Below are 24,854 nucleotides of genomic sequence, written 5' to 3'. Positions count from 1 at the left end.
CAATTTTGTTATTGTTTTCAATGTGATGAAGCTATCATGATTTAGATTTGTATGTTTTTTTTGGTAAATCATGATGGTTTCCTAATTAATTATTTAATTCTTGAGTTAAATCATCGGATGAGAAATTACTCAAAATATAGTTTTCCATTTCTGTATCTGACGCAGAAATTGTTTTGGTATTTGATGATGATGCATTTTGTGCTTCCAGATGTTCAATGATGGTACTTTCGTCAATATCATATAACATTTGCTCGTTTGCAAGATCTGCCGATCGAGTTTGAGCCACTGGAATTGATGTACTGTTTTGATAAAAATAGGCACCGAAAGATGCAATTAAAACAAAGCAGGCAGCACTCGCATATTTAACGATGTTTCTTCTCCACAATGGAACAATTTTAGCAACTTTTTTAGGTTCCCCGGCAACAATCCGATCTGTAATTCTGCTTTGTAAAGTATCGAAGTAGTTTTCAGGAACAGCAAAAGCATTTTCTGTAATGGGCAGTTCTGATAACCTGATATTCGTTTCAATACGTTCCGTTAAATCTTCAAAATAATTTTGTGGAACCTCAAAACTATTGTCATTTGTTTTTTGCTTCAATCCATCTAAAAAGACAGCGGAAAGAACCGTCTCCTCAACACTTTCGAAATAGTTATCCGGAACGGCAAAAGGATTCCTTCTGGCCATTGCTGCCAGAACAGGTGCGTCCTTTTTCCAATCGTTATTTTCTACATTTTCATTCATCACAGATATATGATTCAATTTAGGCAAAAAGGTTTAATAGTCTATTTCATCATTTGTGATAAAAGCTTCAATTTTTTTTGCCGCGATGTGAAATGATGCTTTTAAAGCGCCAACAGAGGTTCCTAAAACTTCTGAAATTTCTTCATACTTCATATCATCAAAATATTTCATGTTAAAGATGATGCGTTGTTTTTCAGGTAGCGTAAGAATTGCTTTTTGTAATTTAAGTTCCAGTTTATCACCGTTGAAATATGATGAGGCCACGAGATTATCAGCCAATTCTGAAGATACTTCATCAAAAGGTGTATTATTTTTTTGTTTTTGCTTGTTCAAAAACGTTATTGATTCATTTGTTGCAATTCGATATATCCATGTATACAACTGCGAATCGCTCCTGAATTTATCAAGGTTTTTCCAAACCTTTACAAAAACTTCTTGTAACAGGTCGTCACAGTCATCATGGTTAAGTACCAGTCTCCTGATATGCCAGTAAATTTTCTGCTGATATTTTTTTAAAAGCAGGTTAAAGGCTTCATTACGAGTTTTCTCGACAGCAAACATTTCAAGAATTTCCGAATCTTCAACTTGTTTCATTAAAATGATTGCTTTATAAAATCAATTTGGGAATAAAGTTTCCGAAAAATGATCTTTTGTTTGATATTTTAAGCCACAAAGGCACTAAGACCACCAAGATTACGCTTTGTGTTCTTCGTGCCTTTCGTGATTATTTTATTAAGCTTTTTTTCTGCCAATTACTTTTTGTACGGCTTCAACAATGTTTACAGCATCTAAACCGTATTTAGACATTAGTTGATCTGGTGTTCCACTTTCACCAAAAGTATCATTCGTAGCTACAAACTCTTGTGGTGTTGGTAATTCTGTGGTTAATAAACGAGCAACACTTTCGCCCAAACCACCAAATTTGTTATGCTCTTCGCATGTTACCACACAACCTGTTTTCTTAACTGATTTTAAGATGGCTTCATCATCCAAAGGTTTAATCGTGTGGATGTTTATAATTTCTGCATCAATACCTAATTCTGCTAATTTTTCTCCTGCTTCAATTGCTTTCCAAACCATGTGGCCGGTTGCAATAATGGTTACATCTGTTCCCTCGTTAACCATCCAGGCTTTGCCAATCTCAAATTTTTGATCAGGATCTGTAAATACAGGAATTACCGGGCGACCGAAACGTAAATAAACCGGACCTTCGTATTCTGCAATTGCTATGGTTGCAGCTTTGGTTTGATTATAATCGCAAGGATTGATAACCACCATTCCAGGCAACATTTTCATTAAACCAATATCTTCTAAAATTTGGTGTGTTGCACCATCCTCACCTAAAGTTAAACCAGCATGAGATGCACAAATTTTAACGTTTTTATTTGAATAGGCTACAGATTGACGGATTTGATCATAAACACGGCCGGTTGAAAAGTTAGCAAAAGTACCTGTAAAAGGAATTTTGCCACCTATTGTCATGCCCGCTGCAATACCAATCATATTGGCTTCAGCAATACCAACCTGAGTGAAACGCTCTGGAAAATCTTTAATAAAAGCGTCCATTTTAAGTGATCCTACTAAATCGGCACACAATGCAACCACATTTTCGTTTTTCTTTCCGGCCTCATGTAAGCCAGCTCCAAAACCCGAACGTGTATCTTTTTTTTCTGTATATGTATATTTTTTCACGTTTTTATATTTTTATTTAAAGGTGTTCAAGCTTGCTTCTCAGGTTTTCATACCCCAAACCCCTAAAGGGGCTTTATTTGTAATTAAAATTAAATGTTATTTATTCCTTTTTGGGAATTAGGATAATTTTACTATTTATTTTTTACCCTGCTATTAATTCCCCCTTCAGGGGGTTAGGGGGTTAATAATCCCCTAAAGTTTCTGGTAATTGCGCCAAAGCTGTTGCCAATTGCTCATCATTTGGAGCTGTACCATGCCATTTGTGAGAACCCATCATATAATCGACACCAGCACCCATTTGAGTGCTCATTAAATTCAAAATTGGCTTACCTTTTCCTGCCAAGGTTTTAGCGTAATGTAAACCTTCTACAATTGCAGCCATATCATTACCATCAGTATTGATAACATGCCAGCCAAAAGCTTCGAATTTAGCCTGTAAGCTATCTAATGAAAGCACTTTATCTGTTGGGCCATCAATTTGCTGGCCATTGTAGTCTACTGTACAAATTAAATGATCTACTTTATGAAACGGTGCAAACATTGCAGCTTCCCAATTTTGGCCTTCTTGTAATTCTCCATCGCCATGTAAACTGAAAACGTAAGAATTATCACCATTTAGTCTTTTAGTTAGGGCAGCACCAATGGCAACTGACATCCCTTGACCTAAAGAGCCTGATGCAACACGTACTCCAGGTAAGTGCTCGTGAGTGGTTGGATGTCCCTGTAATCTTGAATCCAACTTACGGAAAGTTGCTAATTCACTTTTATCGAAAAAACCAGCATGTGCCAATGTACTGTACCATACCGGAGAAATATGACCGTTGGAAAGGAAGAATAAATCTTCACCAATACCATCCATACTGAAGTCTTTTTTATAATTTAAAACCTCAAAATATAAGGCTGTAAAAAAATCAGTGCAACCTAGTGAACCACCCGGGTGGCCAGATTGACATCCGTGAACCATTCTTACGATATCACGTCTGATTTGTGAAGCAATATCTTCTAGCTCTTTAATTGTATGTTTCATTAAAATAAGAGGTTGTTGTTACATAGCAAAGTTAATATTTTACTTGCTATATCATAATTAGTTATTGATTAAATCGAGTACTTGTTGTGTGGCGTTTTTTGTGTCTACTTTTTTAATGATGTGCAAAATTTTTCCATCGCCATCAATAATGAAAGTTGTACGAACTGTGCCCATGTATTTCTTGCCATACATGTTTTTTTCTTCCCATACTCCATAGTCATTTACAATTTTCTGATCTGTATCTGCCAGTAGTGTAAAAGGTAAACTATGCTTGTTTATAAATTTCTGGTGTGATTTTTCATCATCAACACTTACACCTAAAACCACAATTCCTTTAGCTTGTAAGCCCTGGTAATTATCTCTAAAATCACAAGCTTCAGCCGTACAGCCAGGTGTATCATCTTTTGGATAAAAATAAAGAACCACCGTTTTACCTTTGTAATCGCTTAACGATACTTCGTTGCCGTTTTGATCTTTTGATGTTATTGCAGGTGCCTGGGCACCTTCTTTTAACGCTGCCATATATTAAATGATTGAATTATTGAGTGATTGAATGTGCAATTTAACAGTTTAACTCATTATAGTGTTCAATCTTAATTAAAAGATGACATTTTTTAATTTAATGTGATGTTTTTTCAGCACTCAATTCAATGTTGAAATATTAAAACCCTTACCCTCTATTTGAAAAACGAGATGCCATATCGTTTCACATTATCTTTCATATCAGCCACAACCAATTCAAATGAATGTTTTCCAACAGTTGTTCTTTCATCAAAGCTGTGCCAAAGGGTAGCAGTTTTTGCGTCAAATTCCATTAAAACCCATTTGCCATCAATGTATCCGTTAAAACTTTTGATTCCGGAAAGATTGTCACTGATTTTAAAGGTCATTTTTGATAATCCAGCCATACTTTTACCATCAGCGATATTAGTTGGGGTAATTCTTGGGGCAATGGTGTCAATAGCGACATAAAAAGTGCCAAAATTTTTCGGTGTGGCTTTTACATAACCGTTTTCGTAATACCCACCTTGCGATGAACCGCCTGAACTTATAATCAATGCTTTGTTCTGTAAATTCTCAGGAAGCGCATCTGCCTTGATCCATAAATCGAAACCAATATGAAGTGGTATGTATTTATGATGAATTTGGTGCATGGCCGACCAGGCGTTGCCAGTTGGTTTTGGAAGTTTTTTATAAGTGAAATTTAAATCATTGTATAAAGTTCCCTGCGGGAGAACGACTTTAATTTCGTCGCTGTTAAATTCGTTCGCCCTATTATAGGGATAAATGATGCCTGCAGGAATAGTTGCAGCAACAACAGGAGCAGCACCAGCATTTACGGTAAAAGGCAAAACCGATGAATTTCCTTTAGAATCAGTGATGATGTAACGAAGCTGATGTGATGCGCCATCATTGAAGTTAATTTTACCATTATTAATTAAACCGCTGTAAATTTTCAAGGGATTTCCCGGATCAACAAAACTTTTTTGAATGCTTGTTTTTGTGTTCAGATAGGTGGAATAATCAATATGTGAATTAATGGCCTTGCTATCTTCAAAAGCGAAACGTTCCAAAGCAGAAGTATAAATCATTTTTCCATCTAATTCCAATTGAATGGAATAAACACCGTTTGTGCCTGATAAACCATTGTGGCGATCGGTAACTACAATTCCAAAACCAACTTCTCCGGTCAGGCTTATCGGTGCATTTGCTTTATAATTACCACTTGCTCCGGTAATTGCGATTGCCTGTTTTGGAGTAGATTCATTAAATGTTTTACCGTTTAAGCGATAAACATATAAACCATGGATTACAGGAGGAATATTATCTGGAATATTGATGCCAAAGAATTGAGGATTGATGGTTTCTTCGGTTTTGGTGTCTCTGATTTCAAAATGTAAATGTGGTCCGCCAGAACTTCCGCGGTTACCAGACCATGCTATAACCTCCCCCTTACGAACGGGAATTAGAGCGGCATCTGGAAATTCATCAATCTCGAAAGATTTCTTTTCGTATTGCAGATTTTTAACAATAGTTGCAGTTTTTGGTGCAAAACGTTGTAGGTGGCCATAAACTGTTGTAAAGCCGTTCGGATGATTGATATAAAGCGCTTGTCCAAAGCCGCTGTTTTGAACCCTTAAACGAGAAATATAACCATCAGCTACTGCGTATACAGGATAACCCTCCCTTTGATTGGTTCTAAAATCAATGCCAGAGTGAAAGTGATTGCCACGAATTTCGCCAAAGGAACCTGCAAGAGCCGGAGGAACAATATCCAAAGGCTGTCGAAAATCAGTAATCGGGTATTTATTTGTGCTAAAAATCTGTTGAGCCTGAGCAGAATTAAAAGCATATAATAAAACGGGAAGTAAAAATTTAGTGAAATTCAGGATCGGATTTTTAATCATTCGTTATTTTACGTCAAAATTTAAAAGTTGTTTGCCTTCCAGCCAGGCGTCTAATTTATCGCCTTTGTTTGTTTTACCAACACCTTCGGGAGTTCCGGTAAAAATAAGATCTCCTTTTTTTAATGTGATATACTGCGAAACAAAGCTTATTATCTTCTCGAACGAGAACAGTAAATCTTTAGTATGACCTTTTTGACGACTCTCGCCATTTACTTTTAATTCGAAATTTAAGTTGTATAAATCTTCAAAATCCGATTTAGGTAAAAAAACACTAATGGGAGCGGAGTGATCAAACCCTTTGGCAAGCTCCCAGGGCAACCCTTTTTCCTTATGTTTACTTTGGATATCGCGAGCGGTAAAATCGATTCCTAAACCAATTTCATCATAATAATTTGCAGCAAACTTTTCTGCAATATGCTTACCTTCTTTGCAGATTTTTAAAACCACCTCAAGTTCAAAATGTACGTCATCAGAAAAATCTGGCAGATAAAATGGTTTATTATCCTTTAACACTGCCGTATCTGGTTTCATAAAGATTACAGGTATTGTAGGAACAGGGTTGTTTAATTCTTTTGCGTGTTCGGCATAATTACGACCAATGGCGATGATTTTCATTTAATTTAAATATTGAGGTAAAAGAATGGAGATCAAAAATCTCGGGTAGCCAAAAATAGAAAAGAAAATGATGTTATAAAACCGAGATCCGTTTTACCTGACTTTCAGAGCCGGCCATTACCCGTAAAAAGTAAATCCCCGAATTTAATCGACTCGGAATTGTAAAGCTTTTAGTTTGCTCGCCAGCGTTTAATCGCTCATTGGCCAGCGTAATCACCTCATTTCCTAGCAAATCGATAATTTTGATGGTTGTTTGGGTACCATCTTTTCCTATTGATAAAATAATGTTCAATTGATCTTCAACAGGGTTCGGATAGATTTTTACAATCGTTAATAATTTATCTTTAGTGGCTGATAAAGTTGATGATTTTGATGTGCCAGAGTAAGTGTTAAACATTCCTGATGTTCCCAGGGTACTAAAAAGCGGCTTATAAGGCTGAATGTTTGCTTTAATTTCAGGAATTCTACTGGTTTTTTTTACTCTGTTTTTCAAACTAATATGAATACTATCAGCTTGTTGTGCCCAGGAATTCACATTGCACAGCAAAACAATACATAAAATGTATACAAGTTTTGCGAGTAACGTTATCCTAGTGTAAAGTTTCATCAAATTGGTAAAGCAAATGTATTGATTTAAAACAAAGAAATTAAACATTTTGTTTAAAAGCCATAATTTAACACAATTTAACAATAATAATTAAAATTCATAGTGTTAAAAATACACAATAATTTGGTTGTTAATTTCTTATAGTTTTTTACTTTTGCTCGCAGAAAATATCAACGAAGTGTCAAATCATAAAAATGTCAATGCATTAACTGCTGGGGGAGTACTGGTAAGTTTGGGAATTGTTTTTGGCGATATAGGTACGTCACCCTTATATACGCTTAAAGCAATTTTTAAAACGGCTAAAGAAATTGCAGAAAAAAGCGGCGGAGGTGGCTCTTATATAAATCCGGATCTGGTTTTGGGAGCGCTGTCTTGTGTAATCTGGACACTTACCTTGCAAACAACGATCAAGTATGTAATGATTACTTTGCGTGCTGATAATAAAGGCGAGGGAGGGATATTTTCGCTTTACTCCTTAGTGAGGAAAAAAGCCAAATGGTTGGTCATTCCTGCGATTATTGGTGGAGCAGCGCTTTTGGCCGATGGCATGATTACACCAAGCATTACAGTAACTTCTGCTATAGAAGGTTTAAAGCTCAAATTCCCAACGGTATCTGTAATACCCATAGTCATTACCATTATTGCTTTATTGTTTATCATTCAACAATTCGGTACTAATTTGGTCGGAAAGCTTTTTGGCCCCATCATGTTTCTCTGGTTTGCGGCATTAGGTGTTTCGGGCCTCGGACAAATCATTCATGATCCTTCAATTTTTAGAGCATTAAACCCATACTATGCCATACATCTTTTAACAACAAATCCTGGTGCGCTTGCTATTTTAGGTGGTGTTTTTCTTTGTACCACAGGAGCAGAGGCGCTTTATTCTGATTTAGGCCACTGTGGTAAGAAAAATATAAGAATAAGCTGGATTTTTGTTAAACTAATGCTGATTTTCAACTATTTAGGGCAGGGTGCCTGGGTGTTGAAAAACCCGAATTACGATCCTCATTTTGTGAACCCATTTTTTGAACTGGTTCCGCCAGGGATGGTTTTATATATGGTAGCATTGGCTACAACTGCTGCGGTTATTGCATCTCAGGCCATGATATCAGGCTCATTTACATTAATTTCGGAGGCTGTAAGATTAAACCTTTGGCCAAAAGTTAGAATCAACTACCCAAGTGTGCAAAAAGGACAGCTGTATGTTCCTTCCATCAATTGGTTACTTTGCATTGGATGTATCATTATTGTTTTGATTTTTAAAAGATCAGACGATATGGAGGGCGCTTACGGTTTGGCCATTAATCTTACGTTCTTAATGACAACTGTTTTAGTGGCAGTTTATATGTTGAGAAAGAAATTTCCGAAGTACCTGATTGTTATTTTTGTTGCTATTTATGGAGCAATTGAACTTTCTTTCCTGGCAGGTAACCTCTTCAAATTTGTACATGGTGGTTGGGTAACACTGTTAATTGGTTGCGCATTGCTAAGTGTGATGTGGACCTGGTACAATTCTCGTAAAATCAAGAACCGTTTCGTTAAATACGTGGAAATTGAGGATTACTACGAAATTTTAAGTGAATTAAGTAGCGATGAGACGGTTCCGAAATATTCTTCTCAACTGGTTTACTTAACCAGTGCAAACTTTAAAACGGAAATAGAATCAAAAATTATTTATTCCATTATACAGAAAGAGCCTAAACGTGCTGATGTATATTGGCTTGTTCACGTTGATGTAATGGATGAACCTTATACCATGGATTACAAGGTTGAATTCTTGATTCCCGGAAAACTAATTCGTATCGATTTTAAACTTGGATTCCGTATCGAACAGCGTGTTAACTTACTTTATCGCAAAGTAATTGAAGATTTAGTGAAAAATGGTGAAGTTGATATTACTAGTCAATACAAATCACTGAATAAACATAAAATTGCAGGCGATTTCAGATTCGTGCTGTTGGAGAAACATCTTTCTAAGTTTACTAAATTGAGTTTCTATGAACGTACAATCATGGATTATTATTTCATTTTGAAACGTTTGAGTTTATCAGAAGAGCGAAGTTTTGGACTTGACAGCAGCTATGTTGATGTAGAGAAAGTTCCATTGATTTTCGTTACGCCCGATGATATTGAATTAAACAGATTACCGGTTTAAAACGATGAGGACAGCAATATTAATATTAGGAATTGGCCTTTTTATCATTGGTCCGGCAGCAAAGATATACCATCTGGATCATGCTAATAGCTACATGATTGCCTCAGGTTTGGGACTGGTAATGATCACTGTTTTAGCTTTCATAAAAAAGAAATAATCTTAAACAAAACTCCTTAATTTTTATAAATTGAGGAGTTTTGTTTAATGATGGAACTTGTCTTCGGTCCATTAGCAGAATTATTTATGATATAATTTGAAATATTATAATAAGCATTTTCATCAAGTATGATATGTTCATAATAATTCCGTTGCCATAGTTTGCCCATTGATCTATTTTGTAATTTAAATAGTTGTAAACATGAATTTGAAACAATTGATTTATATGCTCCAATTGTCGGGGCAACCCTTGCGGTTGCCCTTGTTAATTCATCTTTTTCTTCTTGGGCAACCGCAAGGGTTGCCCCGATGTCTGACAAAATAATTATACCGTGCATATGATTCGGCATAATCTGAAAAACATCCAAATCGAAATTTGAAAATCTTTCAGACAGATTAATCCATTCATTATTCGCTATAATTCCATATTCATTAGTTCTATCGGTTGTCATCACCAACCGAAATTTAATCTCTGAAATGTTTAAGAATTCCAAAATTGTCAATCCCATCTTTATAGAAACGAGCGCTACTCCAAGCATAATCTTCAGGGTATTTACATAAACGCCATCGGTCCTTTATGGGGTTTTCATGTATATAATCTAACTTCTGAATTAATATATTTTCAGTACTTAATGGAATGGCTAATGGATCTCGTTTCCAAAATTGGTAGTGGCGATCTTCTTTTTTTGATTTGTAATGCTCAAGTAAATGTGGATTATGGGTAATCAGATACTTTCTAAATTGATGAGCAGTAAATTTTGTAAAACTTGCTACTGGACTTTCTTTCCCATTTAACTTTAACATATTCCAAATTAAATGGATATGGTTAGGCATAATCACATAGCCATAAATCTCAACTAATTTTTGTTGAACTAAGAACTGCAATGAATTCATAACAATCAATTTAAATTGATCATTTTCTAATAAATTTCTAAAATCACATATTGTATCAGTGTAGAAATAGGGATAGTTATAATCCATTTGTCCCTGTCGTTTATGAAAAATATTCATAATTGTTTTTTTTTGTTACAGGGATAATCAAAACAAGATAAGAATTTTTAATTAAATAATGTTTCGGTCGGTGAGACACCAACCGATAACTTGAGGATGAATCTTTCCTGAACTTTTAAGCTGTAGGCATTCTTTATACCTAATACCTATCGGTCGGTGTCTCACCAACCGAAACCAGTATACTTTGTTTTAAGCTATAGGGATAATCAAAACAAGATAAGAATTTTTAATTAAATAATGTTTCGGTCGGTAAGACACCAACCGATAACTTGAGGATGAATCTTTCCTGAACTTTTAAGCTGTAGGCATTCTTTATACCTAATACCTATCGGTCGGTGAGACACCAACCGATAACTTGAGGATGAATCTTTCCTGAACTTTTAAGCTGTAGGCATTCTTTATACCTAATACCTATCGGTTGGTGTTTCACCAACCGAAACCAGTATACTTTGTTTTAAGCTATAGGAATAATCAAAACAAGATAAGAATTTTTAATTAAATAATGTTTCGGTCAGTGAGGCACCAACCGATAACTTGAGGATGAATCTTTCCTGAACTTTTAAGCTGTAGGCATTCTTTATACCTAATACCTATCGGTTGGTGTTTCACCAACCGAAACCAGTATACTTTGTTTTAAGCTATAGGGATAATCAAAACAAGATAAGAATTTTTAATTAAATAATGTTTCGGTTGGTAGGACACCAACCGATAACTTGAGGATGAATCTTTCCTGAACTTTTAAACTGTAGGCATTCTTTATACCTAATACCTATCGGTTGGTGTCTTACCAACCGAAACCAGTATACTTTGTTTTAAGCTATAGGAATAATCAAAACAAGATAAGAATTTTGAATTAAATAATGTTTCGGTCGGTGAGACACCAGCCGATAACTTAAGGATGAATCTTTCCTGAACTTTTAAACTGTAGGCATTCTTTATACCTAATACCTATCGGTTGGTGTCTCACCAACCGAAACCAGTATACTTTGTTTTAAGCTATAATGACAATCAAAATAAGATAAGAATATTTAATCTTATCAATCTCCGATGATGTATTGAAGGATCGTATCCCATTTCATTATATTTCCTGTGCTAGCTTGCTATGTTTGTAACCGTATGCAAAGTACACAATTAACCCAATCACAAGCCAGATTCCAAAGCCAATCCAGTTAGATATTCCCAATTCACACATCATGTATAAACAACTGATCAATCCTAAAACGGGAATCAATGATAGATTTTTAGTAATACAATAATAACAGATGATCACGCAGATAATTAGAAAAATCCACATTGGGATTTTATGCTTAAACAAACTCCAGCCGCTTTCATACTTCTTTTCGATAGAAACTTTTGATGCTGAAATGAATTGCTCGTAACGATCTGCAGGCAGAGCACTCAAATAAGATTCTGCATCAACTTTATCTGCCAGCATGATTTGTGGAGTGGCATCTTTTACAATTTCTTCTTTTACAATTTTAAGTTCATCACCGCTTAAAGAAGTGACGAAAGTTATGGTTTCAATGGTTTTAGGTTCGTTTAAAAAGAACGATTTTGTTTCCTTTCCGTATTGAGTAAAAGCAAAAACAACAGCCGTAATAAATGCAATCGGCACAATGAATTTACTGTTTGCATAAGGAATTTTGAATTTACCACGTTGCACATCAGGACGGTTTTGCAACACTAAAACACCTGCACAAACCAAAACGAAGGCGAACAAAGTGCCGATAGAACATAGATCAGTAACGATGGTCAGGTTCATGAATAAGGATGGAACTGCAACCACAAAGCCCACCACAATAGTTGCAAAAGATGGTGTTTTATATTTTGGATGAATTTTTGAAAATGACTTAGGCAACAAACCATCGCGACTCATGCTCATCCAGATACGTGGCTGACCCATTTGAAATACTAAAAGTACGCTTGCCATAGCAAAAACAGCACTCACAGCGATGATTCCACTCATTAACTTTAAATCAATTTGGTCGAAAACAAAGGCTAATGGATCGCCTACAGCTAAAGTATTTGATCTTACAATTCCTGTTAAAACTAAAGCAATAGCTACATATAAAATAGTACAAATAATAATTGCCCACATCATTCCGCGAGGTAAATCACGTTGTGGATTTTTACATTCTTCAGCTGTGGTAGAAATGGCATCAAAACCAATGTAAGCGAAAAATACAGCAGACACACCTTTTAATATTCCGGAAACTCCGTTTGGTGCAAATGGATCCCAATTTTTAGTGTCAACATAAAAAATACCCACAGCCAAAACCAGCAAAATAACAGCTAGTTTAACTACCACCATAGCATTGCTGGCATTGCGGCTTTCTTTCATTCCACGGTAAATTAACCAGGTAATTAAGATAATAATGCCCAATGCCGGAATATCAGCCACTAAATGGAATCCTCCAATTTGTGGTGCGGTAATCCAGGCGTTATTAGCCAGAGCTGTTGCAGAATCTAAATCAGCAAGATTTTTGCCTGCTGCAAGTAAAGCTTCGGCATGCTTGTTTCCATTGTAAGCACTCAAATAATCCATCGTTGCCCAGTCTGGAATATGAATCCCATTAATGCCGAGGAACGGGATTTTGATAGTGGAGAGTAATCCTGTAAAATAATCAGACCATGAAATGGCCACTGTTATATTCCCGATTGAATATTCCATAATCAGCGACCAGCCAATAATCCACGCTACTAATTCGCCAAAAGCAACATACGAATAAGTATAAGCACTGCCTGAAACAGGTACCATCGAGGCAAATTCTGCATAAGCGAAAGCAGCAAAACTACAAGCAATCGCTGTAAAGATGAACAAAAATATTACTGCCGGACCGCCATCTGCACTGGCTTTGCCGATGGTGCTAAAAATACCGGCACCAATTATTGCCGCAATACCAAAAGCGGTTAAATCCCGTACACCTAATGTTTTATGAAGCGTATTGTCATGGTCGCCATAGCCGCTTGCCGCATCTTTTAATATCTTGGAAATCGATTTCTTTCTGAATAGCTTTTCGAACATCTTTGTTTGGTTGTTGTATTCCTCAAACTTATAAAAATATCAGTTAAAAACGTTTAAAGCGAGATATAAATTTCATTACATCGAAATTTTCAGAATAAAAAGGTATAAAATAACCTGGTTTTATAATCTGAAATTCCAAAATCATTTCTATACAGAAAGTAAAAATCGATTTGTATTGTAATCTGTATGTGTTTATTTGCCTGGCGCTGTTTCCAGGGGATCATAAAATGCTACTTTTGCCTCCTTAATCAAAAATGAGACATTATAATTTCATTTTCTACAGTCATGACGTCAACTACCTTACCTCAATCCTATATTAAAGAAAAAAATCAAGGAATAGCAACCATCTTGGCTTTTGCTTTAATCCCACTTTCTGGCTTCGCAACTGATATTTATATTCCATCGTTACCAACTATGGCTGGTGAAATGAATGTTAGCAACGTTCAGGTTCAGCTTACCTTAAGCATTTTCTTAATTAGCTATGGAGTGGCACAGCTTTTCGTAGGAAGTCTGCTTGATAGTTTCGGACGATACAAAATCGGTCTATATAGCTTATTGATTTTTGCTGCCGCCAGTTTTATTATTGCAAATACACATCATATTTACCTCATTTATTTAATGAGGGTTATTCACGGTCTTTCTGTAGGAGCCATTGTAGTGGCTAAACGGGCATACTTTGTCGATTTATTTACTGGTAATAAGCTGAAGCATTATTTAAGTTTGTTTTCCATCATCTGGTCAACCGGACCAATTATAGCACCTTTTGTTGGCGGATATTTACAAACTGCTTTTGGCTGGGAATCTAATTTCTATTTTCTGGCTGGTTTTGCATTGATTTTTGCCTTACTGGAATTTATTTTCAGCGGAGAAACTTTAAAGTACTTTACCGATTTTCAGTTAAAAAAGATCACAAATATTTATGTGGATATGATTAAAACCACAAGTTTTACTCTAGGCATCGTGATGTTAGGGTTAGCCTACTGTATGGTAATGGTTTACAACATGACTGGTCCGTTTATCATTGAGCATGAATTAAAATATTCGCCCGTTGTTGCGGGTTACAGTTCTTTGGTTTTAGGTTTTGCATGGATGGTAGGCGGTTTCATTGGTAAAGCAACTATCAATAAACCTTTTTTTAAAAGATTAATGGTTAACTCGTTGTTGCAAGTGGTTTTTGTGATGGTAATGATGATCAGCCTTAACTTTGTGTCTAATTTATTCTCGCTGATCTTTTTTGCATTTATTATTCATGTTGGAGCTGGTTTTACATTCAATAACTATTTCACTTTTTGTTTAAGTAAATTCCCGAAAAATGCAGGTATCGCAGGCGGACTAACCGGTGGAATCACTTATGTGATCGTTTCATTTTTAAGTTACGGTGTTGTTAATCTTATTCCTGCAAAGGATGAAAGAAATTTAAGTCATAGTTATTTGGTAATGATCATTCTTTCTGTTTTAGTGATGTTTTTGATTATGAAAACGAGAAAGAATGGGGAGGATTAGTTTAAAAAATCACAAATCAGTATTGATAAAGCAATGGGTTTTTTTACGCAAATTACAATGATTCCGTTGATCTTCTCTGCGTCAATCATTTGAATCTGCGGGAAACAATTGAGCATTAAAAAAGTCGTAGCGAGATGCTACGACTAGATATAGCAATAAAAATAAAAAGTCGCGAAATACTGCGGTTAAATGTTTTAATTTCAGTCGGTTGTGTTTTTCTCCCACAAATTACGCTGATTCCGTTGATCTTCTCTGCGTCAATCATTTGAATCTGCGGGAAACAATTGAGCATTAAAAAAGTCGTAGCGAGACGCTACGACTAGATATAGCAATAAAAATAAAAAGTCGCGAAATACTGCGGTTAAATGTTTTAATTTCAGTCAGTTGTGTTTTTCTTCCGCAGATTACGCTGATTCCCTTGATCTTCTCTGCGTCAATCATTTGAATCTGAGGGAAATGATGAGCAATAAAAAAGTCGTAGCGAATGCTGCGACCTAGTGTTTAAAACGAGAGCGCATTGGTTATTTTCTAATTCTATTATAATCTTGCAATTGCTATTTAATTCTATTTTCTTCATCAGTAACGCTGGTTTTTCTTTCTCTTGTGGCCTTAATACTGTTACTTCCGAAAGCATAGTTTAAACTTAATCTAAAAATTCTACTTTCTTGCTTTTGGCTGAGATCATAATTCAGCGTTGATAATGCACTACTGATTCTTGCTTTTCTACTATTCAAAACATCATTCAGGGCAAATTTCAGATTCAGCCTTTTATCTAAAAAAGATTTTTTCAAACCAAAATCAATTCCATAATAGGGCTTTATAGCATAGGTTCCATAAATCTGAGCGGAGATAAATTCTCCAGATAATTCTGCTGAAGTTGATGGTGTTATCGTAAAACTATGATTGCTGTTCAGCGTAAAGTTTACCTTTTTCCGATCATAAGCTAACCCATCTAAACTTTCCGATTTTATTTGATTATAAGTGCTTGTAATTGTATTATCCATATTCCAAAATTCAGTAAGGATAGTTGGATAGCCAATTGTTAAATCGTAAGAAATTTGTTTATCCAAATTCTGTACGGTTTGATAAAGTGCCTTTTTCTCATTTTCTGGGAGCAGAACATCGATAATTAAATTGTTGGTAACGCCATAGCCCAATGAAATGTTTAATTCTTTTTTATAATTATAAGAGAACTCGAAAGCATTGGTATACTGCGGATTTAAAAATGGATTCCCCTGACTGAAAGTGTATAAATCAACAAAGTAAATAAATGGATTTAGCGATTTATAATCAGGTCTGTCTATTCTTCTACTATAAGAAAACCCAAGTTCATTATTTTCTGATAAGGTTTGATTTAAGGAAAAACTTGGGAAAAAATCGAAGTAGCTTCGTTTAACAACTTTTTGCTCGTTAATAGAATTTCCTTTAGAATTCGTTTGTTCAATTCTCAATCCGGCTTCAATACTTGTTGATTTAAAATTGTGCTTAAAATTAGCATAGGCTGCATTTATATTTTCATTGTATACAAAACGATTACTCCTCGTAAGATCATTTTGCCATAGCGTGGCTGCTAAGTTTTCAAATTTAAAATCGTTATCAGTACTTACCCAACTGCTCTTTAATCCGAAATCAAATTTGATACCCTTCAATGGGAGCGAATAGTCTACTTTAACCGCTTGGATTTTAATTAACGATGGTGTTAAGTTTCTGAAGATTAAAGGTAATTTATAATTGTAACCGCGATCATCATAAAATACGTTGTTGTAAACAGTGTTTTCTTCATTTCTGTATCGAGCATAATCCAAATCAATTGAAAATTCTTGACCCAATGTATCAATAATAGATTTGTAGTTCAGGTTATAAGCTTGATTTCGATATTTGTTCAATGATGGATTATCAGCTACGATAGATGAATCAATCCTCGACAAACTCTGTCCGATCGCTGTATTTCCTTTCGAACTTTCGTGTCCATTGTTGAAATATCCCGTTGTTAAAAAACCGATTGTATTGTGCTCATTTATAAAATAATCGATGCCAGCTTTGTAGTTGTTATTATGTGAAGAGCGAATTTGAGTATTGTACTGGTGGAAGAAAGTATTATAAAACCCGTCATTTGTAATTCTGTTGATATCTAAATCTTCCTGAAATTTATTGTTGTTGTTTGAAATATTGCCGAATATGTTGAAATTTTGATTCCTGTGATTTAAGGAAACTCCAACATCACTTTTTGGGTTTTTTCCATATCCAAAACCTAAATCGATATCTCCGTTCGTTCCGAAGGCTGTATTCTTTTTCAGTTTGATATTAATGATGCCAGCGTTGCCTTCAGCATCATACTTTGACGATGGATTTGTTATTAATTCAATTGATTTTAGCTCATTACTATTTAGTGATTTTAATCTTGTGGCCAATTGTTCCGGAGATAAGTAAGTAGATTTTCCATCAATTAAAACATTAGCCCCTGATTTTCCTTTAACAGTTATAATTCCATCTTGATTCACTGAAACTCCAGGCATTTTTGATAGTATTTCCAAAGTAGTATTTCCAGCTGCAACAATGCTATTTTCAACATTCATTACAATTTTATCACTAAATCGCTGGATTAATGGTTTTTTAGCCGATATATTTATATCGCCAAGTTTATTAGAAACTGTAGCAAGTTTAAAGTTTTTGGTAATAAATAATTGAGCGATGTTTATTTCAATTTTTTCGCTAAGGTTTTCGTAACCAATCGCATTTAATTTGATTAAATATGGTCCAATATTTAAATCATTGAAAACGAATTTCCCTCCTTTAGCAAAAGTCGTTTTTGAAAAAGTGGAATCATTTAAGCTTTTAAGGGTAACAGTTGCTGAAATGGTATTTCCAATGTCGCCAATCAACGTTCCTGAAATTTTTCCTTTTTTATCTTGTGCCATTGCCGACGAAAAAAGCAGCACTGTGAAATAAATGAAAATTGTGAAGAATTGTTTCATTATTAATCCGGTAGCGTAATGATTAGTTTTCCTTAACTCAGGAATATGAGTACGAAACTAAAATATTAGGTATATCTAACCGGCTATTTAACAATGTTTAACTTAATTAACAAAATTTCACAAATCAGTATTGATAACAAGGAATTGATGTTTCTTGCCAACTTTACTAATTCCAGTAGATCTTCTCTGCGTCAATCATTTGAATCTGCGGGAAACAATTGAGCATTAAAAAGTCGTAGCGAGACGCTATGACTAGATATAGCGATAAAATAAAAAAGTCGTAGCGGAATGCTGCGGTTAAATGTTTTAATTTCAGTCGGTTGTGTTTTTCTCCCGCAAATTACGCTGATTCCGCAGATCTTTTCTGTATGGATCATTTAAACCTGCTGTAAACAATTGAGCATTAAAAAAGTCGTAGCGAATGCTGCTATTAAATGTTTTAATTTCAGTCGGTTGTGTTTTTCTCCCGCAAATTACGCTGATTCCGTTGATCTTCTCTGTGTCAATCATTTGAATCTGCGGGAAACAATTGAGCATTAAAAAAGTCGTAGCGAGATGTTACGACTAGATATATATAAGGAAAGCCTTCTGCCTTCCACCTTTTTACCTTCAATCTCTAACCCCTCAACCCTAACCTTATCCTAACTTCTCCAATTCCTCTTTCACGAATTGAGCTAATTCTTTTACATAATCTGCACTAAAATCAAACTTGATTCCAGCAGTTTCGTAGATTTCATTCATCGGTTTTGTATAACCTAAAGATAATGCAGCTAAATACTGATCTAAAGCCTTACCCGGATTTTCCTTATAATTTTTCCAAACGGCGATAGCACCTAATTGTGCAATTGCATATTCGATGTAGTAGAAAGGAACCTCAAACAAATGCAACTGTTTTTGCCACACATTGCCGAATTGTTGCTCTAAATCCGTCCAATCTGCAAAACCTGCACCAAAACGATTGTAAATTTGTTTAAACGTTTCTTCCCGATCAGCGGCTGTATGATCAGGATTGGTGTAAATCCAATGCTGAAACTGGTCGATCACGGCAACCCAGGGCAATGTTTTTAAAACATCTGCCAGTTGTTCTTTTTTGGCACGGATTAAATCTTCCTCATTGTCAAAATAAACATCCCAATTATCCATAGAAATCAATTCCATGCTCATAGATGCCAGCTCTGCAACTTCCGAAGGACAATGTTTGAAATCGTTCAGTTCCAGGTTTGCCGTTAAAAAAGTATGTATTGCATGGCCACCCTCATGAACCATTGTAGTTAAATCACGAAGTGAATTTGCTGAATTCATGAAAATGAACGGTGCACCGGTTTCTGCCAATGGATAGTTATAACCACCAGGCGCTTTACCTTTTCTGCTTTCTACATCGAAAAGATTGTTGGCTTTCATTGTTGCCAGTTTTACACCCAGTTTTTCATCAATGGCGTTGAAACAGGCAATACTTTTATCAATTAACTCCTCGCCATTATTAAAAGGCTTCAACGCTGGTTTACCGCTTATGCTCACTTCCAAATCCCAGGGTTTTAAAGTTTCTAAACCCAACGCTTCACGACGCTTTTCTGCCTGTTCTTTTAAAATAGGAACAATTTCCTTCTCAATCGCATTGGCAAAGTCGTAGCAATCCTGCGGCGTATAGTCAAAGCGGCCTAAAGCTTGAAACATATAATCCCGGTAATTTTCAAAACCAGCATTCAGGGCAACCTGGTCACGCAGTTTAATTAGTTCATCAAACAAAATGTTTAAATCATCTTTATCTATTAAACGACGTTGCTGAATGGTTTTCCAGGCATTTTCCCGAACTTCACGGTTTAAATCCTTAATAAAAATTGAAGCTTGTTCCAGTGTATATTCCTGGCCATTAATTTCAACGCTCATGGCACCTGTTATGCCTTGATATTTTTGTTGTTTTACCTGTAATTGGGTAAATAACTCTATGTTTTCTTCGCGATAAATTTCCAAAGCTTTTTTAATAGCTCTGCTGTAAACGAAATATTTCTCTTTATCCAAATCATCCATAAAAGGGCTTTCAACAAACTTTTTGTTCAATTCGTTTGATAAAGGAGAAATTTTTGGTTCAATCTGCTCTGCAAAATATTGGAAGTTTTTAACTAATTCTTCGTTGGCCGTATCGCAACTCATTTTAATGTATCGCCATGCGAAATCTTCTTCTAAAGCAGCTTCCAGTTCGGAACGATCTTTTAACCACTGCTCCAATTCATCAACACTGTTGATTTCACGGTTTTGCAATTCTGTAAAAAGTGGCTCCAGGCTCTCCCAGGTAATGGTTAAATCCTGCGGAATATATGTTCTTGTTTTTTTAGTTATAATCATAATATTTAATTAAGGAATGGTTGAATGATTTCCGCTTCAGCGCCTCATTCAACCATTCATTTATTTCTTATATAAGCATCAATTAAAAAGCAAATAGCAAATATAACCGATGCATATCCGTTTAAAGTTTGGAATGCCCTGTTTACTTTGCTAATGTCGTGAGGTTTTACAAGCAAGTGCTGGTAAATCAGCATCGAGCAAAAAAACACAACGCCTACGTAATAAACCCAGCTAAATTCGGTAAAGAAAATGGGTAAAATTACACAGGCTGCAGAAAACACATGCAGCAAAACCGAAACATTCAATGCATTTTTTATGCCAAGAGCTGATGGAATGGAATGCAATTTTTCCGTTCTGTCGAACTCTTCATCCTGCAAAGCATAAATAATATCAAATCCACTAACCCAAAATAAAACAGTTAATGAATATAAAACGGGAACAATGGCAAACTGACCAGTAACCGCAATATATGCTCCGATTGGCGCTAATGCCAGCCCCAAGCCCAAAACCAGGTGGCAAAGTGCAGTAAACCGTTTGGTGTAGCTATAAAATAATACCACAAATAAAGCCACAGGCGATAAATAGAAGCATAATGGGTTGATGAAATAAGTGGTAGTTGTAAATAAAACACAATTGATGATCACAAAAATCAGCGCTTCATTTGCAGAAACTTTTCCGGCAGGAATATCTCTCATTTTGGTACGGGGATTTTTCGCATCAATCTCCCGGTCTAAGTAACGATTGAAAGCCATCGCAGAATTGCGGGCAAAAACCATGGACAGTAAAACCAATATTAGCTTATGCCATTCAAAAGGATGATTGGTTGTGGTAACACCTAAAAAAAATCCAATCATTGCGAAAGGCAATGCGAACACAGAATGTGCGAATAATACGAGTGAAAAGTATTTTTTCATTTATAACAGGGTTAACTTGAACTGTTAAAGTAATTAATTGTTAAATGATTTGGAAGTTTAACCTCTTAAAAGACTAATGACAAATGAACCAATGAATTAATGACGATTGAACCTTCTTTTTTAAAACCGCTTATAATCAGTCGGGACAACAAAATCTTTGTTTACTTCAGTGATAAAACCTAAAACCTCATCTTTTCCATTGCCTTTTTCTGCTGATGTGATAAAAGTTGCAGGAATTTCTTCGAAAAATTCGCCCAGTTTTTTCTTAAAAGCGGCTACGTTTTTCTGTGTGGTGGTCATTCCCTGTTTATCTGCTTTAGTGAATATTAAGGAAAATGGAATTTGCTTTTCGCCCAGCCAATAACAAAATTCAATATCAATTTGCTGTGGGTCTAAGCGGCTATCAATCAATACAAATACGCATTGCAAGCTTTCTCTTTTTGTAATGTAAGCACGAATAAATTTCTCCCACTTTTCTCTGCTGGTTTTAGAAACTTTTGCGTAACCGTATCCGGGTAAATCGACAATATACCAGGCTTCGTTAATTAAAAAATGATTAATTAACTGAGTTTTACCAGGGCGTTGCGAGGTTTTTGCCAGGCCATGTTGATTAACCAACATGTTAATTAATGATGATTTGCCCACATTAGAGCGTCCAATAAAAGCATATTCAGGCAAAGTTGGCGCTGGTAATGCTGAAATTTGGGTGTTGCTACAAACAAATGTTGCCGTTTTGATAACCATAGTTACAAAGGTAGGGTTTTGAGTCGGAAGTCGGAAGTCTTTAGTCCGAGGTTCTAAGTCGGGAAGTCTTTAGTCTGGGGTTGGAAGTCCAAATGGAACAACCATGTTAAAATATAAACTTTAAATTTTTATGTTCTTTTGAACACAGGCTGTTACTTAACATCAAGACTTCGGACTCCCGACTTCGGACTTTTTATCTATCCCCAAGACTTCCAACTTCGGACTCCCGACTTCGGACTTTTTATCTATCTTTGCCTCACATCATGAATCAGAATATCACGCCATACCAAGTAGAAGATGCAACCAAAAAAGAGCAGGTTGCTACCATGTTCAATAACATTTCAGGAACCTATGATTTTTTAAACCATTTTCTTTCTTTAGGGATAGATGTTTTATGGCGTAAGAAAGCCATTAAAGAACTGGTTTCCATTCAACCACGAATTTTACTTGATGTGGCTACCGGCACAGGTGATTTCGCCTTTGAAGCAATTAAAAAACTTCATCCGGAAAAGGTTATTGGAGTTGATATTTCTGAAGGAATGCTGGAAGTGGCGAAGAAAAAAATCAACGAGCGAAGTTTGAACGAAGTTTTTACGGTTCAGGTTGGCGATTCGGAAGGCCTACATTTTGAAGCAGACACTTTCGATGCCATTACTTGTGCCTATGGCGTTAGAAATTTCGAAAATCTTGAAAAAGGTTTGGCAGATATGTTCCGGGTATTAAAACCAAATGGTAAAATGGTTATTTTAGAGTTTTCGAAACCAAAAGTTTTCCCCGTTAAACAGCTTTATAATTTCTATTTTAAACAGGTAACTCCATTCTTTGGAAAACTGTTTTCTAAAGATGCCAGAGCATATACTTACCTGCCAAAATCTGTTGCGGCATTTCCTGACGGAGAAGATTTTACAGCCTTAATGGATAAAGTCGGTTTCAAAAGTACCAAACATAGAATTTTAACGTTTGGAATAAGTTCAATATACGTTGGCACTAAATGATAAAAAGATTAAGCCTCATCCTATCTTTATTTATGATTTATACGGCAGCCTTTGCCCAAAATTGGGGCGGGGGTGTTGATGATGAAGATTGGAGCTGGGGGTTTAACTTTCAATACATTTCGGCAGAATACAAAATTCTGAAAAAAGAAAACTGGCGTGCACCTTTTTACGAAGTTCCAAATTCTTTAGGTGTTTCTTACGATCCAAATTCCGGCCTTCCGGTTACCAGTGCTTTAAATTCTATTTCCAGTCCGCCATCTCAAGGTTTTGGGTTGGGTTTCGTTATGAACAGGAGGTTGGCTGAAAACTTCGACATTCGTGCAACGCCATCATTAATTTTTAGCGACCGTGTTGTGAGCTACGAGTACGTGCCCATGGAGTCAATAAACCTGGATAATGGCCAAACTAAAAACTTCCCAACGGTTATCGATAAAAAAGTACAGGCCACCATGTTTGAATTTCCTTTGGGCATAAAAGTAAAATCAAACCGCATGAATAATTTTCGCGCTTATTGGTTGGGTGGTGCTAAATATTCCATTGATATAGCTTCAAAGAAGAAGTTTTTCGATGAAGGAGAAACACCTTTAAATAAGTTGTTGAAAAATCAGAGGAGTTACCTTTCATACGAAACCGGAATTGGCTTTGATTTGTATTTTGAGTATTTCAAAATGTCTCCCGAAATTAAGCTGGCCTATTCTACCAATGATATTTTGCAGCACGATAATACGGCTTTCGCCAATCCAATTGATAAGTTGAAATTACGTCAATTAACGTTTAGTTTGATTTTTCAATAGTCGTACAATTCCAAAAAAACTTACCTTTGCCTGCATAGATTAAATCATTAACCTGGTGTTTTGGTGATTTATTCAGGCTTAAAATTCATAAAACATGTCTAAAATTGCATTAATTACAGGCGCAACTTCGGGAATTGGTGAGGCTTGTGCCCATACACTGGCTCAACAAGGCTATCAATTAATTCTGCTTGCCCGTCGTGAAGACAGATTAGCAAAGATATCACATCATTTAGAAGATAAATACGCCATCACCATTAAGCAGGTTATTGCCGATGTTCGTGATCAGGAAAGTTTATCAGCTGCGCTGGAAGCTTTACCTGAAAACTGGAAAAAAGTTGATGTTTTGGTAAACAATGCAGGTTTGAGTCAGGGTTTAGATCCCATTAATCAAGGCGACACCAAAGATTGGGATACCATGATTGATACGAATATAAAGGGATTGCTTTACGTAACGAAGATTGTTTCAAACTGGATGATTCCACAAAAAGCTGGTCATATTGTCAACATTGGATCAATTGCGGGAAAAGAAGTTTATCCGAATGGAAACGTATATTGTGCAAGTAAACATGCTGTAGATGCATTGAGCAAAGGAATGCGCATTGACCTTCTGCCGCATGGCATTAAAGTTACGGAAATTAATCCGGGCATGGTTGAAACCGAATTTTCCATAGTTCGTTTTAAGGGAGATGAAGAAAGGGCAAAGAAAGTTTATGAGAATCTGGAACCATTGATTGCTGATGACATAGCCGATGCGATTTGGTATGTGGTAAGCCGCCCAAAACACGTAAACATTAATGATATGCTGATTATGCCCACCGTACAGGCAACAGCAACGATTATTAATAGAGGATAGATTATAACTGGTAGTTGGTTAATTGTTTAATTGTATAAAATGGTTAACTGTTAGTTTAGTTGGTTAATTGTTTAAATTGTATAAATGGTTAACTGTTAGTTTAGTTGGTTAATTGTTTAAATTGTATAAAATGGTTAACTGTTAGTTTAGTTGGTTAATTGTTTAAATTGTATAAAATGGTTAACTGTTGTCATACGAGTTACAATTGATCGATTAACCAATTAACCAATTAACCGATTAACCAATTTGACGATTAATCAATTTGACGATTAACTTCACAAACAAATAATCGATT

General features: G+C 35.7%; 21 protein-coding genes. 6 read left to right on the top strand and 15 right to left on the bottom strand.

The annotated features are described in order from the left end of the window. Positions 1-85: 85 nt before the first annotated feature. From DU508_RS17985 to DU508_RS17950, 8 genes are all read right to left on the bottom strand, one after another. Entirely contained in the window at positions 86-760 is a 675-nt protein-coding gene (locus tag DU508_RS17985) for a hypothetical protein (protein WP_147273660.1), read from the bottom strand. Positions 761-775: 15 nt separating this feature from the next. Beyond that, entirely contained in the window at positions 776-1,336 is a 561-nt protein-coding gene (locus DU508_RS17980) for an RNA polymerase sigma factor (RefSeq protein WP_115404156.1), read from the bottom strand. Positions 1,337-1,474: 138 nt separating this feature from the next. Then, positions 1,475-2,434 carry a transketolase family protein gene (locus tag DU508_RS17975; protein ID WP_010602830.1) on the bottom strand — a complete coding sequence of 320 codons (960 nt, stop codon included), beginning with the start codon at positions 2,432-2,434 and terminating at the stop codon, positions 1,475-1,477. A gap of 181 nt (positions 2,435-2,615) precedes the next feature. Beyond that, on the bottom strand, positions 2,616-3,461 hold the full coding sequence (locus tag DU508_RS17970; RefSeq protein WP_115404155.1) for a transketolase: 846 nt from the start codon (positions 3,459-3,461) through the stop codon (positions 2,616-2,618). Between the two features lie 57 nt (positions 3,462-3,518). Continuing rightward, positions 3,519-3,983 carry a thioredoxin-dependent thiol peroxidase gene (bcp, locus tag DU508_RS17965; protein ID WP_115404154.1) on the bottom strand — a complete coding sequence of 155 codons (465 nt, stop codon included), beginning with the start codon at positions 3,981-3,983 and terminating at the stop codon, positions 3,519-3,521. A 155-nt stretch (positions 3,984-4,138) separates the two neighbouring features. Next, positions 4,139-5,869: a M23 family metallopeptidase gene (locus DU508_RS17960; protein WP_115404153.1), complete on the bottom strand. Its 1,731-nt coding sequence runs from the start codon at positions 5,867-5,869 to the stop codon at positions 4,139-4,141. A gap of 3 nt (positions 5,870-5,872) precedes the next feature. Beyond that, positions 5,873-6,484 carry a fumarylacetoacetate hydrolase family protein gene (locus DU508_RS17955; protein ID WP_115404152.1) on the bottom strand — a complete coding sequence of 204 codons (612 nt, stop codon included), beginning with the start codon at positions 6,482-6,484 and terminating at the stop codon, positions 5,873-5,875. Between the two features lie 73 nt (positions 6,485-6,557). Then, entirely contained in the window at positions 6,558-6,977 is a 420-nt protein-coding gene (locus DU508_RS17950) for a T9SS type A sorting domain-containing protein (RefSeq protein ID WP_233509667.1), read from the bottom strand. 292 nt (positions 6,978-7,269) lie between these two features. On the opposite strand from DU508_RS17950, the gene DU508_RS17945 reads away from it, so the two are divergent. Together DU508_RS17945 and DU508_RS23910 are read left to right on the top strand one after the other, a co-directional pair. After that, a complete protein-coding gene (locus DU508_RS17945) occupies positions 7,270-9,246 on the top strand; it encodes a KUP/HAK/KT family potassium transporter (protein WP_115404151.1) in 1,977 nt (658 codons plus the stop codon). A gap of 4 nt (positions 9,247-9,250) precedes the next feature. Continuing rightward, positions 9,251-9,403, top strand: a complete 153-nt coding sequence (locus tag DU508_RS23910; protein ID WP_158542205.1) for a hypothetical protein — start codon at positions 9,251-9,253, stop codon at positions 9,401-9,403. 16 nt (positions 9,404-9,419) lie between these two features. Here the strand turns inward: DU508_RS23910 and DU508_RS17940 are convergent, their stop codons facing one another. From DU508_RS17940 to DU508_RS17930, 3 genes are all read right to left on the bottom strand, one after another. Continuing rightward, complete coding sequence (locus DU508_RS17940) at positions 9,420-9,854, bottom strand: transposase (RefSeq protein WP_147273659.1); 435 nt, start codon at positions 9,852-9,854, stop codon at positions 9,420-9,422. 13 nt (positions 9,855-9,867) lie between these two features. Next, entirely contained in the window at positions 9,868-10,413 is a 546-nt protein-coding gene (locus tag DU508_RS17935) for a transposase (protein WP_115404149.1), read from the bottom strand. 1,078 nt (positions 10,414-11,491) lie between these two features. Continuing rightward, positions 11,492-13,438 carry an amino acid permease gene (locus DU508_RS17930; protein ID WP_115404148.1) on the bottom strand — a complete coding sequence of 649 codons (1,947 nt, stop codon included), beginning with the start codon at positions 13,436-13,438 and terminating at the stop codon, positions 11,492-11,494. A gap of 285 nt (positions 13,439-13,723) precedes the next feature. On the opposite strand from DU508_RS17930, the gene DU508_RS17925 reads away from it, so the two are divergent. After that, positions 13,724-14,941, top strand: coding sequence for an MFS transporter (locus DU508_RS17925; protein WP_115404147.1), 1,218 nt, complete (start codon positions 13,724-13,726; stop codon positions 14,939-14,941). 554 nt (positions 14,942-15,495) lie between these two features. Here DU508_RS17925 and DU508_RS17920 read toward each other — a convergent pair. The 4 genes from DU508_RS17920 to yihA form a co-directional block, all read right to left on the bottom strand. Further along, positions 15,496-17,916, bottom strand: a complete 2,421-nt coding sequence (locus DU508_RS17920) for a TonB-dependent receptor (protein WP_115404146.1) — start codon at positions 17,914-17,916, stop codon at positions 15,496-15,498. 636 nt (positions 17,917-18,552) lie between these two features. Beyond that, complete coding sequence (locus tag DU508_RS17910; protein ID WP_115404144.1) at positions 18,553-20,259, bottom strand: M3 family oligoendopeptidase; 1,707 nt, start codon at positions 20,257-20,259, stop codon at positions 18,553-18,555. A 56-nt stretch (positions 20,260-20,315) separates the two neighbouring features. Next, positions 20,316-21,173, bottom strand: a complete 858-nt coding sequence (locus DU508_RS17905) for a UbiA-like polyprenyltransferase (protein WP_115404143.1) — start codon at positions 21,171-21,173, stop codon at positions 20,316-20,318. A gap of 120 nt (positions 21,174-21,293) precedes the next feature. After that, positions 21,294-21,917: a ribosome biogenesis GTP-binding protein YihA/YsxC gene (yihA, locus tag DU508_RS17900; protein WP_115404142.1), complete on the bottom strand. Its 624-nt coding sequence runs from the start codon at positions 21,915-21,917 to the stop codon at positions 21,294-21,296. Positions 21,918-22,180: 263 nt separating this feature from the next. Here yihA and ubiE point away from each other — a divergent pair, with 263 nt between their 5' ends. The 3 genes from ubiE to DU508_RS17885 all read left to right on the top strand — a co-directional run bounded on the left by ubiE (position 22,181) and on the right by DU508_RS17885 (position 24,559). Beyond that, on the top strand, positions 22,181-22,912 hold the full coding sequence (ubiE, locus tag DU508_RS17895; RefSeq protein ID WP_199562740.1) for a bifunctional demethylmenaquinone methyltransferase/2-methoxy-6-polyprenyl-1,4-benzoquinol methylase UbiE: 732 nt from the start codon (positions 22,181-22,183) through the stop codon (positions 22,910-22,912). Then, positions 22,909-23,706 carry a type IX secretion/gliding motility protein PorT/SprT gene (gene porT / locus DU508_RS17890; RefSeq protein WP_115404141.1) on the top strand — a complete coding sequence of 266 codons (798 nt, stop codon included), beginning with the start codon at positions 22,909-22,911 and terminating at the stop codon, positions 23,704-23,706. Before ubiE ends, porT begins: the two co-directional genes overlap by 4 nt. Before the next feature lie 94 nt (positions 23,707-23,800). Then, positions 23,801-24,559: an SDR family oxidoreductase gene (locus DU508_RS17885; RefSeq protein WP_115404140.1), complete on the top strand. Its 759-nt coding sequence runs from the start codon at positions 23,801-23,803 to the stop codon at positions 24,557-24,559. Positions 24,560-24,854: the final 295 nt, after the last annotated feature.

It is taken from the genome of Pedobacter chinensis, from assembly GCF_003339865.1.
Classification (GTDB): Bacteria; Bacteroidota; Bacteroidia; order Sphingobacteriales; family Sphingobacteriaceae; genus Pedobacter; species Pedobacter chinensis.
Note: the sequence above shows the minus strand (reverse complement) of the source record. Positions and strands in the feature narration are given on the sequence as shown.

What these genes read in the sequence shown, in the direction of transcription:
- DU508_RS17980 (WP_115404156.1), bottom strand. Translation starts at nt 1,336, where the DNA reads ATGAAACAAGTTGAAGATTCGGAAATTCTTGAAATGTTTGCTGTCGAG.
- DU508_RS17970 (WP_115404155.1), bottom strand. Translation starts at nt 3,461, where the DNA reads ATGAAACATACAATTAAAGAGCTAGAAGATATTGCTTCACAAATCAGA.
- bcp (WP_115404154.1), bottom strand. Translation starts at nt 3,983, where the DNA reads ATGGCAGCGTTAAAAGAAGGTGCCCAGGCACCTGCAATAACATCAAAA.
- DU508_RS17960 (WP_115404153.1), bottom strand. Translation starts at nt 5,869, where the DNA reads ATGATTAAAAATCCGATCCTGAATTTCACTAAATTTTTACTTCCCGTT.
- DU508_RS17955 (WP_115404152.1), bottom strand. Translation starts at nt 6,484, where the DNA reads ATGAAAATCATCGCCATTGGTCGTAATTATGCCGAACACGCAAAAGAA.
- DU508_RS23910 (WP_158542205.1), top strand. Translation starts at nt 9,251, where the DNA reads ATGAGGACAGCAATATTAATATTAGGAATTGGCCTTTTTATCATTGGT.
- DU508_RS17940 (WP_147273659.1), bottom strand. Translation starts at nt 9,854, where the DNA reads ATGACAACCGATAGAACTAATGAATATGGAATTATAGCGAATAATGAA.
- DU508_RS17935 (WP_115404149.1), bottom strand. Translation starts at nt 10,413, where the DNA reads ATGAATATTTTTCATAAACGACAGGGACAAATGGATTATAACTATCCC.
- DU508_RS17930 (WP_115404148.1), bottom strand. Translation starts at nt 13,438, where the DNA reads ATGTTCGAAAAGCTATTCAGAAAGAAATCGATTTCCAAGATATTAAAA.
- DU508_RS17925 (WP_115404147.1), top strand. Translation starts at nt 13,724, where the DNA reads ATGACGTCAACTACCTTACCTCAATCCTATATTAAAGAAAAAAATCAA.
- DU508_RS17920 (WP_115404146.1), bottom strand. Translation starts at nt 17,916, where the DNA reads ATGAAACAATTCTTCACAATTTTCATTTATTTCACAGTGCTGCTTTTT.
- DU508_RS17910 (WP_115404144.1), bottom strand. Translation starts at nt 20,259, where the DNA reads ATGATTATAACTAAAAAAACAAGAACATATATTCCGCAGGATTTAACC.
- DU508_RS17905 (WP_115404143.1), bottom strand. Translation starts at nt 21,173, where the DNA reads ATGAAAAAATACTTTTCACTCGTATTATTCGCACATTCTGTGTTCGCA.
- yihA (WP_115404142.1), bottom strand. Translation starts at nt 21,917, where the DNA reads ATGGTTATCAAAACGGCAACATTTGTTTGTAGCAACACCCAAATTTCA.
- ubiE (WP_199562740.1), top strand. Translation starts at nt 22,181, where the DNA reads ATGAATCAGAATATCACGCCATACCAAGTAGAAGATGCAACCAAAAAA.
- porT (WP_115404141.1), top strand. Translation starts at nt 22,909, where the DNA reads ATGATAAAAAGATTAAGCCTCATCCTATCTTTATTTATGATTTATACG.
- DU508_RS17885 (WP_115404140.1), top strand. Translation starts at nt 23,801, where the DNA reads ATGTCTAAAATTGCATTAATTACAGGCGCAACTTCGGGAATTGGTGAG.